12 protein-coding genes and 2 pseudogenes are annotated in these 14,549 nt (G+C 43.6%); 12 read left to right on the plus strand and 2 right to left on the minus strand.

The window, feature by feature from the left end; translation table 11 throughout:
- The first annotated feature begins 580 nt into the window (after window positions 1-580).
- The 4 genes from FCL45_RS08425 (at window position 581) to FCL45_RS08440 (ending at window position 6,019) form a co-directional block, all read left to right on the plus strand.
- Window positions 581-1,447 carry a DUF6159 family protein gene (locus tag FCL45_RS08425; RefSeq protein ID WP_136799889.1) on the plus strand — a complete coding sequence of 289 codons (867 nt, stop codon included), beginning with the start codon at window positions 581-583 and terminating at the stop codon, window positions 1,445-1,447.
- A gap of 251 nt (window positions 1,448-1,698) precedes the next feature.
- Window positions 1,699-3,249: a transposase gene (locus FCL45_RS08430; RefSeq protein ID WP_176360014.1), complete on the plus strand. Its 1,551-nt coding sequence runs from the start codon at window positions 1,699-1,701 to the stop codon at window positions 3,247-3,249.
- A gap of 690 nt (window positions 3,250-3,939) precedes the next feature.
- Window positions 3,940-5,490 (plus strand): transposase, encoded by a 1,551-nt coding sequence (locus tag FCL45_RS08435; protein ID WP_176360014.1) that lies wholly within the window; start codon window positions 3,940-3,942, stop codon window positions 5,488-5,490.
- A gap of 214 nt (window positions 5,491-5,704) precedes the next feature.
- Complete coding sequence (locus FCL45_RS08440) at window positions 5,705-6,019, plus strand: hypothetical protein (RefSeq protein WP_136800078.1); 315 nt, start codon at window positions 5,705-5,707, stop codon at window positions 6,017-6,019.
- Window positions 6,020-6,268: 249 nt separating this feature from the next.
- Here FCL45_RS08440 and FCL45_RS08445 read toward each other — a convergent pair whose 3' ends face one another.
- Together FCL45_RS08445 and FCL45_RS25070 are read right to left on the minus strand one after the other, a co-directional pair.
- Window positions 6,269-7,321 (minus strand): IS91 family transposase, encoded by a 1,053-nt coding sequence (locus FCL45_RS08445; protein ID WP_176360015.1) that lies wholly within the window; start codon window positions 7,319-7,321, stop codon window positions 6,269-6,271.
- Window positions 7,311-8,227 (minus strand): annotated as a pseudogene (locus FCL45_RS25070) (tyrosine-type recombinase/integrase). Before FCL45_RS25070 ends, FCL45_RS08445 begins: the two are co-directional and overlap by 11 nt.
- 184 nt (window positions 8,228-8,411) lie before the next feature.
- Between FCL45_RS25070 and FCL45_RS08460 the strand changes: the two are divergent.
- The 8 genes and pseudogenes from FCL45_RS08460 (at window position 8,412) to FCL45_RS08495 (ending at window position 14,538) form a co-directional block, all read left to right on the plus strand.
- Window positions 8,412-8,765: a hypothetical protein gene (locus tag FCL45_RS08460; RefSeq protein ID WP_136800072.1), complete on the plus strand. Its 354-nt coding sequence runs from the start codon at window positions 8,412-8,414 to the stop codon at window positions 8,763-8,765.
- A gap of 165 nt (window positions 8,766-8,930) precedes the next feature.
- Window positions 8,931-10,481, plus strand: a complete 1,551-nt coding sequence (locus FCL45_RS08465) for a transposase (RefSeq protein ID WP_176360014.1) — start codon at window positions 8,931-8,933, stop codon at window positions 10,479-10,481.
- Between the two features lie 213 nt (window positions 10,482-10,694).
- A complete protein-coding gene (locus tag FCL45_RS08470; protein WP_136798145.1) occupies window positions 10,695-11,126 on the plus strand; it encodes a hypothetical protein in 432 nt (143 codons plus the stop codon).
- Window positions 11,127-11,594: 468 nt separating this feature from the next.
- Window positions 11,595-11,759, plus strand: a complete 165-nt coding sequence (locus tag FCL45_RS08475; protein WP_136798146.1) for a YqaE/Pmp3 family membrane protein — start codon at window positions 11,595-11,597, stop codon at window positions 11,757-11,759.
- Between the two features lie 178 nt (window positions 11,760-11,937).
- Window positions 11,938-12,105: pseudogene (locus FCL45_RS25245) on the plus strand (YciI family protein); the annotation flags it as partial.
- A 248-nt stretch (window positions 12,106-12,353) separates the two neighbouring features.
- Window positions 12,354-12,791 (plus strand): ribose 5-phosphate isomerase B, encoded by a 438-nt coding sequence (gene rpiB / locus FCL45_RS08485; protein ID WP_136798147.1) that lies wholly within the window; start codon window positions 12,354-12,356, stop codon window positions 12,789-12,791.
- Between the two features lie 493 nt (window positions 12,792-13,284).
- Window positions 13,285-13,887: a glutathione S-transferase family protein gene (locus tag FCL45_RS08490; RefSeq protein ID WP_136798148.1), complete on the plus strand. Its 603-nt coding sequence runs from the start codon at window positions 13,285-13,287 to the stop codon at window positions 13,885-13,887.
- 309 nt (window positions 13,888-14,196) lie between these two features.
- Window positions 14,197-14,538: an IscA/HesB family protein gene (locus tag FCL45_RS08495; RefSeq protein WP_136798149.1), complete on the plus strand. Its 342-nt coding sequence runs from the start codon at window positions 14,197-14,199 to the stop codon at window positions 14,536-14,538.
- Window positions 14,539-14,549: the final 11 nt, after the last annotated feature.

Below are 14,549 nucleotides of genomic sequence, written 5' to 3' on the forward strand. Positions count from 1 at the left end.
ACCAGTCATTTCAAGGGACGCGCAAAAGGCGCGCGCCCCTGAATTTAACGTTAAATGATGAAAAAGGCATTTGAGTATACATGGGATATCGTTCTTGGGATTTCAATAGGAGCAATATTTCTACTTCAAGAAAATGAATTCGTATATTATTTCGTCGTTTTTTTGATATTTTTCAATGTTTATTGGATATTTCAAATATTATTTTCACCATTGATTGAATATTCAAAGCATGGCTTATTGATATCCTTTTATTTATCAAACATTGTAATGGGTATTATTTTATCCTTTACTAAGTTCTGGGTACTAGGAGTGTTCATATCTGTTAAGGTCATACTTGTTCTTATAAAGAATTTATTAGCACTACGTATTTATCGAGATAGAGAAATATACCTAAAACTAAGAAAATAATAAACATTTAACAAGACGTTCAAGAGGGACTGCGTGAGGCTCGGTGTTTAAAAATCCCGTGCCAGACCAAAAAGAAATCTAAGTCTAAAAAGTAAATACTAGAGGCCCCGCAGCCCCTTAACTCTACATTATACATTAAGAACCTGTTTAGATCCTCGATAAGGGAAATGTTTTGAACTCAAAATCTTTACTGAAAACATCTTGGAGCGTTCTAAAAAGAGATAAAGAAATATTTCTATTTCAGATAATTTCAGCATTCTGTTGTGTATCAATCCTGTCATTTTTCATTTTGCCATTGTTCAACCCCTCTGAAAATCTTGTTGAAAGCTTTTTGAACGGTACGTTGTTCGACATCCCTGATAGTGGTGAGACAATAACTGAGAAAATAATCCATTACAGTAAGTTATTCCTTTTGTTTTCAAGCACATATTTTATTAGTATGTTTTTTAATGTTGCAACGGTTCAATGTGCAATTATGAGAATGAACAAGCAAAATCCAACATTTTTTGATGGTATATCTGTGGCCTTCTATCGTTTACCATCTGTACTTTGCTGGAGTTTTTTGTCATCTACAATAGGTTTCCTATTACAGTTTGTTGAAGAGCGGTCCAATTGGGTTGGTAATCTTATGGCCAAGTTTATAGGCTTAACTTGGACATTAGCATCTTGGCTTGTTCTTCCAATAATGGTGTACGAAAAGGTTGGGCCTCTTACATCGCTGAAACGCTCAGCCAAAATAATAAAAGGCACTTGGGTGGTAGCTTTGCTAGAAGAATTCACCTTTGGATTATTGATTTCGGTACTTAGTTCAAAAGCAATATTTTTCCCTTTGTTCGCACTTTTATTCGGCACGTATAAAAGTCTGATTATTGCTGCATTTATCTCAATTTTATATTTGGCAGTTTTATGGTCTTTCTTTTCAGCACTGCTAACTATTTTTCAAGCAGCCTTATTTTTAACTGTAAAAAATAACGAAATACCTGAAGTATTTAATTCTGGTGAGCTTGCACGTTTCCAAGTAAAAGAAAGCTCGACTTAAATTAAAGAAAAATAAAATTTGTATAACAAAGTGTTCAAAGGGACTGCGTGAGCCGCGGTGTTTAAAAAGTACGAGACAGACCAAAAAGAATATCAAATCAATTAAGTAAATACAAGAGGCCCCGCAGTCCCTTAACTTCACGTTGAACCTGTAGAAAAAGGTATTGGTCATAGCAATATCAGGCATTTAGGGTTATATTTAGCTTCATTCGATGGTAATCAACCCCTTAACCCTGCCGAAAGTCGGAAGCCATGGCCAAATACAAGCCGTATTCATACGCTCAGGGGATGTTCATACCAGTATTCTTCAGTGAGCAGATACAAAAAGGGACTTTCGAGTACACCCTGAACTATCTGGTCGATCACGAACTCGACCTTTCCATCTTTGATGCCAGGTTCACCAACGACGAAACTGGTGCCCCAGCCTATGACCCACGGATCTTGCTGAAGATTATCCTGTTTGCCTATTCACGAGGTATTACTTCTAGTCGTGCAATTTCCGAGTGCTGTGAAAAAAACATCCTTTTCATGGCCCTTTCAGCCAATACCAGACCCCACTTCACAACAATTGCCAGTTTCGTTTCCAGTATGGACAAAGAGGTTGTCTCTCTCTTTCTTCAAGTACTGCTGATCTGTGACCAGCAGAACCTTATTGGCCGAGAGATGTTTGCTATTGATGGCTGCAAACTCCCAAGCAATGCCTCTAAGGAATGGAGTGGCACCAAAGCCGATTTGACCAAAAAGGTTGAAAAGATAGAGCGAGCTCTGCACAGAATGATCATCCGTCACAAGTCCATGGATCTTGAGAAGATAGAGCCGGAAGTTCGGGATCATGAAGAGAAATATAAGAAGAAACTACAAAAAAGTGCTGCCAAGATAAGGGATTGGCTGAAAGACCATGATGACCGACGTGGCAGTGGCGGCAAACCGGTTAAATCAAACATTACCGATAATGACTCTGCCAAGATGGCCACATCGAAAGGGGTAATACAGGGGTATGTCGGTGTTGCCTCAGTGGACAAGAAGCACCAAGTCATTGTTGGAGCAGAAGCCTATGGGCAGGGCAGTGAGTCCAATCTCCTTGTACCTTCGCTGAAGTCGATACAGTCTAACTTGGAACAGATAGGCGACCAAGATGTATTTGGTAAGGCCAAAGTTGTAGCGGATAGCGGTTATCATTCCGAGAAGAATCTCGAGTACCTCTATACAGAGAATATAGATGGGTATGTTGCGGATACTCGTTTCCGCAAACGAGATCCTCGCTTTGCCACAGCGGAGCGCTATAAAGATCTCCCCGCTTATCACTTTGCGACCAGGGCCGGTGGAAAGCGACTCTTTCGGCCTGAACATTTTACTTTCGCTGATGATTTGAGCCACGCTATTTGTCCGGCCGGCAAGAAACTCTACCGCAATGGCTGCAACGCCAAGGTGAAAGACTATCAGGCCTACAAGTTTAAAGGAGCTAAGCGAGACTGCCTCCCATGTCAATTGCGACGTGAGTGTTTACGAAAGCCAGAGAAAACCGAGGCCCGTCAGCTAGCTTACTTTCCGGGGAAAAAGCGTAACGGTAATGAGCGATTCACAGAGAAGATGAAACGAAAGATTGATTCAACCATTGGTCGAGCAATCTATGGCATGCGACTCGCTGTTGGTGAGCCACCCTTTGGCCATATACGGTCAACCATGAAACTTGATCGATTCAGTCTTCGAGGAAAACGAAAAGTGAATGCGCAGTGGAACCTGTTCTGCATGGTCCATAACCTGAAAAAGATCCACTCGTATGGAGCGGTAGTAGGCAGCTGACAGGTAGATCGTAGAGGAGAATAGTTCCAAGAATGTTCACAAATGGACTTGAGGGCAAATAGAGCAAGGTAAAGAACAAGTGGAATCGAAATAGGCGGCTAGGAAAGTAGATTTTTGGAACCCTCCTGAAATCGGTTGAGGGAATCTTCGGGATTTTGAACTGCCTTTTTCTACAGGCTCGTTATCTGGAGAAAAAAACACTTCTGCTCTTTACGACATGTCAACTACACTTTTCATCCTATTAATGGGAATAACATTTGTAACAGCATTCCCATGTGGTTTGCTGATTCTTGACAGCATGGTTAAGGATGGTGTTATAAAGAAACAGATGTCATTTAATAGTATCCCTTTAATTGATACCACTATTAAATATTATGAGCATAGAGAGTCTAAATATGGGAACATTGGACAGCTTGGAACTGTATATTATACGTCATTATTTTTATTGTCCATAGAGGGAGCCATTTTATTCTTTTTACTGAGTTTCTAATTTTAACAAAAAGTGAGTGGATATAAAATATAAACCAGATAACAAGTCGTTACAAGGGACGCGCAAAAGCCGCGCGCCCCTGAACTCAACGTTGAACCTGTAGAAAAAGGTATTGGTCATAGCAATATCAGGCATTTAGGGTTATATTTAGCTTCATTCGATGGTAATCAACCCCTTAACCCTGCCGAAAGTCGGAAGCCATGGCCAAATACAAGCCGTATTCATACGCTCAGGGGATGTTCATACCAGTATTCTTCAGTGAGCAGATACAAAAAGGGACTTTCGAGTACACCCTGAACTATCTGGTCGATCACGAACTCGACCTTTCCATCTTTGATGCCAGGTTCACCAACGACGAAACTGGTGCCCCAGCCTATGACCCACGGATCTTGCTGAAGATTATCCTGTTTGCCTATTCACGAGGTATTACTTCTAGTCGTGCAATTTCCGAGTGCTGTGAAAAAAACATCCTTTTCATGGCCCTTTCAGCCAATACCAGACCCCACTTCACAACAATTGCCAGTTTCGTTTCCAGTATGGACAAAGAGGTTGTCTCTCTCTTTCTTCAAGTACTGCTGATCTGTGACCAGCAGAACCTTATTGGCCGAGAGATGTTTGCTATTGATGGCTGCAAACTCCCAAGCAATGCCTCTAAGGAATGGAGTGGCACCAAAGCCGATTTGACCAAAAAGGTTGAAAAGATAGAGCGAGCTCTGCACAGAATGATCATCCGTCACAAGTCCATGGATCTTGAGAAGATAGAGCCGGAAGTTCGGGATCATGAAGAGAAATATAAGAAGAAACTACAAAAAAGTGCTGCCAAGATAAGGGATTGGCTGAAAGACCATGATGACCGACGTGGCAGTGGCGGCAAACCGGTTAAATCAAACATTACCGATAATGACTCTGCCAAGATGGCCACATCGAAAGGGGTAATACAGGGGTATGTCGGTGTTGCCTCAGTGGACAAGAAGCACCAAGTCATTGTTGGAGCAGAAGCCTATGGGCAGGGCAGTGAGTCCAATCTCCTTGTACCTTCGCTGAAGTCGATACAGTCTAACTTGGAACAGATAGGCGACCAAGATGTATTTGGTAAGGCCAAAGTTGTAGCGGATAGCGGTTATCATTCCGAGAAGAATCTCGAGTACCTCTATACAGAGAATATAGATGGGTATGTTGCGGATACTCGTTTCCGCAAACGAGATCCTCGCTTTGCCACAGCGGAGCGCTATAAAGATCTCCCCGCTTATCACTTTGCGACCAGGGCCGGTGGAAAGCGACTCTTTCGGCCTGAACATTTTACTTTCGCTGATGATTTGAGCCACGCTATTTGTCCGGCCGGCAAGAAACTCTACCGCAATGGCTGCAACGCCAAGGTGAAAGACTATCAGGCCTACAAGTTTAAAGGAGCTAAGCGAGACTGCCTCCCATGTCAATTGCGACGTGAGTGTTTACGAAAGCCAGAGAAAACCGAGGCCCGTCAGCTAGCTTACTTTCCGGGGAAAAAGCGTAACGGTAATGAGCGATTCACAGAGAAGATGAAACGAAAGATTGATTCAACCATTGGTCGAGCAATCTATGGCATGCGACTCGCTGTTGGTGAGCCACCCTTTGGCCATATACGGTCAACCATGAAACTTGATCGATTCAGTCTTCGAGGAAAACGAAAAGTGAATGCGCAGTGGAACCTGTTCTGCATGGTCCATAACCTGAAAAAGATCCACTCGTATGGAGCGGTAGTAGGCAGCTGACAGGTAGATCGTAGAGGAGAATAGTTCCAAGAATGTTCACAAATGGACTTGAGGGCAAATAGAGCAAGGTAAAGAACAAGTGGAATCGAAATAGGCGGCTAGGAAAGTAGATTTTTGGAACCCTCCTGAAATCGGTTGAGGGAATCTTCGGGATTTTGAACTGCCTTTTTCTACAGGCTCGTTATGTTTTAAAACTCCAGCCATGAGTAAAAAAATGGAACACTTAATAATACGTATAAAAAACACAAAAAAAGAACTGCTATGGCGCGCCTTAGGACTTTTGATCGGGTTGTTAATATCCCCAGTCGTGCAGCTTCTCTTTCTCCTTTTTCAATCACTCGGCCAAGAAACCACCAGCATAATAAGCACACTGGAAGCCATAATGATAATGGGACTTGTGGTGTATTCATTGTTCCTCTATTTTGAAAATCGTTTCTTATACAAAAGAACCAAAGAACTAGACCCTGGTTACTCAAACGACAACAGGGAATTCGATGAAACTTTTGAGAACATCACTGAAAATAATTAACATAACGAATAAGGATAGATTGTGATCGCAAAGCGATCCACAATCTTATCCGTGGTTGAACAAGCCCGGCTTTTCTCCTAAGGAAATATCTTTTGAAAGTAATTACCCTGGAAGGGGGCCTTGAATTCTAGCTGTAATTATAGAGCATAGTTATCCCTTCACCTGACAAGGTGTGAAAGAAACAGATTGTTTTCATAGACTGCATTACCTCCTGCTGAATTTATGTGAGAGCAGCGTCCAGGCTAATCATTATCCTGATCTGCCGTAGTCGAATCGAAAGCGTATCACCAGCATAGCCGCCTTGCATTTTGGGCAGGAATACTTTGGCCTTTGCCGCTGTTTTGGCACTATTGGGGTAAAGACATGCAGTATAAGCTGAATGAGGGTTCTGATTTTTCTGGCATTGGCGTGCAGAAAACCGTAATCCCGCACGCGTCTGAAGCCTCTCGGCAGGACATGCTTGACCAGGATGTTCAGGAAATCCTCTGCTTTTACTGTGGAATATCTTAGCTCATCAGTCCTACTGTCACGGTACTTGAAAGTGACATTTCCGTTGTGACTTGCCACAATATTTTTCTCGCTGATGACGCCTCGATAGAGATATCTGGCCAGATATTTCAGGGCCGGGAAGCCATTGCCCACGCATTCACAATGGGCAACCCACTTTTCAGGCAGATTTTGAGGCAGGGACAGGCCTGTTGATTTCAGCATGTCGAGGAATTTGCCGCGGAAGGTTTTGGCCAGGGCAAATCCATTGAAGAGATAGTCATTTTTCACCTTTCTCCACTTGCCGAATCGTTTATCTATACCGCCGCCAGGGATGAGTACATGAATGTGGGGGTGAAACGAGAGGTCTCGCGCGTGGGTGTGCAGGATCATGGTCATGCCGATCTCCGCTCCAAGATGTTTTGGGTTCGCAGCAAAGGATCTAAGGACTTCAGCGACGCATTTGAACATCAGGGAATAGACAGTTTTCTGGTGCCCGTATGCCAGGTATCGCAGTTCATATGGTAAGGTAAAGGTGGCCAGGAAGTAGGGGACCGGCATGAGCTTCGCCTGCTGTTTATCAAGCCAGGAACTGGTCTGGTGATTGAGGCAGGTTGGGCAGTGGCGGTTGCCGCACGAGAGGGGGCGCCATTCTCCATGCTGGCAATCAGGGCATCGTGCATAGAGTTCGCCAGATTGAGGGGTTCGACACTGCTGTATGTCCCTCAAAGCCCTCAGTTGCTCTGGGATGGCATTGCCGCCATGACGAATCATGTACAGGTCGAAGTATTTGTTGATGAGTGATTTAATGTCCATGTTGCTTCCTCGTTGGGTTCAGCTCCATGGAATTGATCAGCTCGTTTATGGTGGCAATGCTATCCTTTTCCGCGGTGTAGGTGAGCTGGGCGTAACGGGCAGTGGTTGTGGGGCTTGAATGCCCGAGAAGTTCCTGGATGTGGCGAAGGCTTAAACCCGCTTCGAGGAGGTGGGTGGCAAAGCTGTGTCTGAGGGAGTGGATGGAGACTTTTTTTTAATGTTACAGGCTGCAACCACCGCTTTCATGGCCTGCTGGGTGGAACCGATGTTCATGTGAGAGGTTGCCCTGATGATGGTTTCAGCAGAGCCTCTATAGTTTGGGAAAAGCAGCTTGGGATGGCGATGATCCTGCCAGAGAATGCGTAATGCCTTCAGGGTTCGATCAGGCAGTGGAACCAGACGATCTTTATGTCCTTTGCCTCTGCGGATATGTACCCGTCTGCGATTGGCATCGATATCTCCGATCTGTAAAGAAAGTGCTTCCTGTAAACGCAACCCCATGGAGTAAGTAGTAAAGAGAAAGACCCGGTAACGGAGTTTGCGCGTGTTGTGAACAAGTAAGGCAACTTCTTCTCTAGTAAGGATATCCGGGATTGTTTTCACAGTTGGTGGCTTGACGATATTGAGCCATTGCCAGTCCTGCTCCAGGACGTGCTTCCAGAAGAACATCAGGCCGAGCCTGTCGAGCTTTACCGTACTCCAGGAATAGTTTTCTACCAGACGGGTAAAATAATCTTCGAGCTGCTCCACCGACAGTTGATCTGGGCAACAATCAAAATGTTCGGTAAGACGACGAACAGCCCGGGCATAGGCGCTGATAGTTGCCTGACTCTTGCCTTGAAGCGTAAGCTTTTTCAGGTGCCGATCGTAAAGGATTTCAAAACGTTTGGAATCTTTTGCCTTCATGGTATACTCCTTTTTCTGTAAGTGTCCGGAATTGGACTCTTTACTGAAGTATACTCAAGACCTCTGCCGCGTAGCGGCTTCGTTCAACCAGTCAATCAACCGGACCAGAATAAGGATCTGATTTTTAAGGCCAACTCACTGGCTGGCCGGTTATCTTCACGTTATGCGAATTTAGATAATATATATGCTGATTGGAAATTTAATTGAGAAGTGTAAAGTTACTTCAAATAGCAAGTTCGGTCTATATGTTGAAGTAATTATTGCTATCTTTATAATCATTTTTTATCTAATGATTAAATATGCATTTAATCCAAATTTAACGAATTTTTGGAAAGGGGAGAAAGGATTTGAAATATTCCTATTTTTTGTCACCTTTGGGGCAATGCATATTTTATCAAGACACGTATTGGCATACGCATACAATCTTCAAAAGAAAATATTTTTTGTGGTGCCAACTGTAACACCCCAAATGAATATAATTATTGGCATCGCAAGTTTGGCGTTTGCAACCACCATACTAATTACTAATAAAATATAAAGCATAACAAGGCGTTCCAAGGGACGCGCAAAAGGCGCGCGCCCCTGAACTTCACGTTGAACCTGTAGAAAAAGGTATTGGTCATAGCAATATCAGGCATTTAGGGTTATATTTAGCTTCATTCGATGGTAATCAACCCCTTAACCCTGCCGAAAGTCGGAAGCCATGGCCAAATACAAGCCGTATTCATACGCTCAGGGGATGTTCATACCAGTATTCTTCAGTGAGCAGATACAAAAAGGGACTTTCGAGTACACCCTGAACTATCTGGTCGATCACGAACTCGACCTTTCCATCTTTGATGCCAGGTTCACCAACGACGAAACTGGTGCCCCAGCCTATGACCCACGGATCTTGCTGAAGATTATCCTGTTTGCCTATTCACGAGGTATTACTTCTAGTCGTGCAATTTCCGAGTGCTGTGAAAAAAACATCCTTTTCATGGCCCTTTCAGCCAATACCAGACCCCACTTCACAACAATTGCCAGTTTCGTTTCCAGTATGGACAAAGAGGTTGTCTCTCTCTTTCTTCAAGTACTGCTGATCTGTGACCAGCAGAACCTTATTGGCCGAGAGATGTTTGCTATTGATGGCTGCAAACTCCCAAGCAATGCCTCTAAGGAATGGAGTGGCACCAAAGCCGATTTGACCAAAAAGGTTGAAAAGATAGAGCGAGCTCTGCACAGAATGATCATCCGTCACAAGTCCATGGATCTTGAGAAGATAGAGCCGGAAGTTCGGGATCATGAAGAGAAATATAAGAAGAAACTACAAAAAAGTGCTGCCAAGATAAGGGATTGGCTGAAAGACCATGATGACCGACGTGGCAGTGGCGGCAAACCGGTTAAATCAAACATTACCGATAATGACTCTGCCAAGATGGCCACATCGAAAGGGGTAATACAGGGGTATGTCGGTGTTGCCTCAGTGGACAAGAAGCACCAAGTCATTGTTGGAGCAGAAGCCTATGGGCAGGGCAGTGAGTCCAATCTCCTTGTACCTTCGCTGAAGTCGATACAGTCTAACTTGGAACAGATAGGCGACCAAGATGTATTTGGTAAGGCCAAAGTTGTAGCGGATAGCGGTTATCATTCCGAGAAGAATCTCGAGTACCTCTATACAGAGAATATAGATGGGTATGTTGCGGATACTCGTTTCCGCAAACGAGATCCTCGCTTTGCCACAGCGGAGCGCTATAAAGATCTCCCCGCTTATCACTTTGCGACCAGGGCCGGTGGAAAGCGACTCTTTCGGCCTGAACATTTTACTTTCGCTGATGATTTGAGCCACGCTATTTGTCCGGCCGGCAAGAAACTCTACCGCAATGGCTGCAACGCCAAGGTGAAAGACTATCAGGCCTACAAGTTTAAAGGAGCTAAGCGAGACTGCCTCCCATGTCAATTGCGACGTGAGTGTTTACGAAAGCCAGAGAAAACCGAGGCCCGTCAGCTAGCTTACTTTCCGGGGAAAAAGCGTAACGGTAATGAGCGATTCACAGAGAAGATGAAACGAAAGATTGATTCAACCATTGGTCGAGCAATCTATGGCATGCGACTCGCTGTTGGTGAGCCACCCTTTGGCCATATACGGTCAACCATGAAACTTGATCGATTCAGTCTTCGAGGAAAACGAAAAGTGAATGCGCAGTGGAACCTGTTCTGCATGGTCCATAACCTGAAAAAGATCCACTCGTATGGAGCGGTAGTAGGCAGCTGACAGGTAGATCGTAGAGGAGAATAGTTCCAAGAATGTTCACAAATGGACTTGAGGGCAAATAGAGCAAGGTAAAGAACAAGTGGAATCGAAATAGGCGGCTAGGAAAGTAGATTTTTGGAACCCTCCTGAAATCGGTTGAGGGAATCTTCGGGATTTTGAACTGCCTTTTTCTACAGGCTCGTTAAATATTAACAGCTAATTCAGTTATTCGTTATGAAAAAAGTACTAATTATAATACCTACTCTATTACTTTTGTCTGGTTGTGCAAGCATGTCTCCAATTGAGAAAGCAAATGAAAGTGAGTCTCATTTTAAAAATGTTGTATACAAGGGACAAGATTTCTATCAAAATGAAGATAGTATACCTGGAGAAAAATATAGAATATTTCATCAAGCATCCACTGGGTTTAGCGGGACATCTGGCATTAGGAGGGCAGCAACTGCTAGAGCAAATGAATTTTGTCAAAATATAGACTCTACAAAAAAAATGCTAACCATTTCCGAACACACTGCGAAGCCTCCATATGTAATGGGGAACTTCCCTCGAATCGAAATAATATTTGCATGTGTTGATAAAAATCATTCAAATACAATATCAAATTATTATAAAAATGATAAATACGATGATTTAAAGAAATTAAAATAATTGCTAGACGTTGGGGCTTTAACTAAAAATGAATTCGAAGCAGAAAAAAGAAAAATATTAGAATAAAAATTATTTAACAAATCATTAAACGCGGACAACCTTAAGCTCGGGGTAATGAAACGAATTGGCATAATGAAAGCCTTGGTAGATTCATTGTCCATTATCCTAACGTCGGTTGGCTTAGAGGAAATAGGCAATGGCTTTTGGCGTGTTTACATTCGACAAAACTTTTAGGCTACTTGAACTAAAAAACATATGCTGGGAATGTATGGGTTAGGCTGATTGAAGAGGAACAATGTGTAAATGATGATGTGACGCAGCTGTACATATACGTCCAACAATGGGACTGGTAATGACGCGTAATAATTATATGAAAACATAACGGATATTTCAATGTGCGTTGTCTTTTTTAAGACAGGCACTCAACTAAACCTGACATTATTGTGTGTACATGAAAAGGAGCGAGAAATGAATGAATTGGTAAAAATAATATTTGCTATTATCCTTCCACCTCTTGGAGTATTTTTTCAAGTTGGTATAGGGAAACATTTCTGGGTAAATATACTATTGACTTTGCTTGGATATATTCCGGGTATAGTTCATGCCGTCTGGGTGGTGGCAAAAAATAAATAGCTATATTGTAGAAAAGTCTGAGAATGAAAAAATCACCCATATAACGATTCAAGCGTAGTTCACCCTTCCTGTGGATTGTGAGGGTGAACTATGTGTATCAGTCAACAGAAAGGCACCCGCCATGAGACTGGTATGTATAGGTACTGACACGAACCGAATGTGAGAACATCGAAAGCAGTATGGTCAGGATCACCTTGAGTATCTTGAAAAACATTTACAAGAGATTGTTATTGCTGACGGTCCTCGTGATGATGATGGTGGTAAATATGTTGGTGGTTTGTGGGTGCTTGAAGTCGAGCATTTTGCAAGAGCTCAGGAACTTGTGGAAAATCATCAGTATTATTAAGCAGGATTTCGCTCATATTGCCTGAAGGGGTGGGACAAGGCGTTTGCGGAACCAGTGTACTGTATGATTTGACCCAAAATTGCAATTCTCCGACAGACCCCTCGTCGGTGTTGCCTCTCAAACAAAAGTAGACACAACAATTTGCAGAGGTGACACCGATATAGGCCAAGTTGATCACAGGTAAACCACTTGTATCCCAGGGTTGACCGAGCTCTGTAATCTATCATACACACTTTTTAAAGGTTTCCATGAAAATAGCATTAGGTACAGACCACGCAGGATTTCATTTAAAGGAGACTATAAAGAAATACCTGCTGAACAGCGGATATGAGGTTCATGACTTTGGTGCGCACGATGACAAGTCTTCTGATTATCCGGATTATTGCAGACCTGCAGCGGAGAGTGTGGCCAGATGCCAGTGTGATCTGGGGATAGTCTTTGGTGGCAGTGGCAACGGTGAGGCAATGGTGGCCAATAAAGTTCAGGGCATACGATGTGGGTTGTGTTGGAATGTGGAGAGTGCCAGACTGACCAAGGAACATAATAATGCGAATATGATTTCTATTGGCGCTCGTATGGTGGAAGAGGGCGAAGCTATAGAGATTGTCAGGACCTGGTTGATTTCGCAATTTCAAGGAGGCAGGCATTTGCTGAGAATAAAGAAAATTGAGTCAGTGAGTCAGTGACTCACTGATATCATGATCTCGGAACGGTACCGATATCCGCCAGTCGGGTTGTTGTTCTCAACCTGGGTGGTGTGGCCCATGCTGGATAACAAATCTTTCCTTTTTCAGCCGGGAGACAGATTTGTTTTCACCGGGCTGTGTGAAAAAAAATAGTTCCTTCAGTGCAGAAGTAATTTTTTCCCACGTAACCAAGTATTGAGCCTGGCCGGAGTTCACAGGGGTAAATCGAATATGGCAAAGCCTGTCTTTTTGTTCCTGTAGACAAAACTCTATTGTGCGACCTTGATAAAAGATGCTAGGATTAGTCTCTATCTATTTGAATTCGCATAATATGATGTTGTCATGGCATGAGGTTCAGAGTGTACACTCGCTCCAGTCCCGTGGTTCATAAGGTTCTGCCAGACAGAAATACCATCGTTAGTCCGAAATTTGTACCAGTTCAGACAAACAATACAATGTTTATGGGAAATGCAGGTTGGAGGGTAAAATACCTATGTTCAGGTTGATCTGTGGTACCGAGTCCACCTGGTCATTACGGGCTTGGATGTGTGCACATCTGGTGGGGGTTCAGTTTGAAGAACAGGTAATTCAACTGGGTGCTCCCGGTTATAAGGTCGAGCTACGGAAACATTCTGAGACAGGTTTGGTACCGGTACTTGATACCGTTGAAATACAAATACATGACTCCCTGGCTATTGGTGAGTACCTGAACGAGCTGTCGGGCGGGATATTGTACCCGGTAGACCGTTGGGAAAGGGCCAGAGCCAGAAGCCTATGTGCTGAACTGCACTCCGGATTTCCTGTTCTCAGAGAGGGATGTCCATTTTCTTCCGCAGGTAAGGGGATGATGCGCCAATCAGCAGGGATGGAGCGGGAACTCCTACGACTGGAAGCCATTTTCACCGGGGCCAGATTGCCATTTATGTTTGACAGGGCCGGTATGGTGGATGTGTTTTATGCTATCATGGCCTATCGACTCGAAGGTTATGATATTTCTCTACCTGGGAAGGCTGGGGAATATCAGCAGAGTCTGTTGGGCTGGGACATGCTGAAGGCGGCGATAACCAGGGCAAGAGGCTGGGAAAATATGACCTGACGGTAGCCCGTTGACAGTCAGCTTTGTTGGGCTCAAGAGTCACATTAAAGGCAGATTTTTTCCAACAGCAGGTTGGTGGTGACGTTTTTACCAGGGAACAATCATAAGCCTCTGGTACTATTTATGAATCTGACAAACGGCAAAAGCCAGCGTAACTTTCTATACATCGTATTGGCGATTTTCATATTGTTCATTTAACTTTCTTTAATGTGCTGTTTCGCAGAAAACTCATGATGTTTGTAGTAACAGCCGGTAATGCACCCTGATTAAAAGGGTATGGTCCGAAAACACATTTCCCGGGAGGTACCTATGCTGAACGTTACCGATTTGGCGAGTGAAAAGTTGGTTGAGTATATGCAGGCAAATAATATCAGCTCAAGTTTGCGCGTGTTTATGTCACAGGGCGGTTGTGCAGGACCGGCTTTGGTTCTGGCGCTCGATGAGATGAAAAAGGAAGATCAGATATTTAATCAGGGCGGGCTTGTTTTTCTGGTTGATAGCAGCCTTCTCGATATGTGCGGCACAATTACTGTTGATTACATTACTGCTGCATCTCAATCAGGCTTCAGTGTTCGTTCAACCAATCCATTGCCGGGAGGCGGTGGTGGCTGCAACTCCGGTTCCTGCGGATCTGAAGGGTGTGGTTGTTGATTTTTGAACGT

Origin of the sequence: Desulfosediminicola ganghwensis (assembly GCF_005116675.2) — a bacterium.
GTDB classification, from domain to species: domain Bacteria; phylum Desulfobacterota; class Desulfobulbia; order Desulfobulbales; family Desulfocapsaceae; genus Desulfopila; species Desulfopila ganghwensis.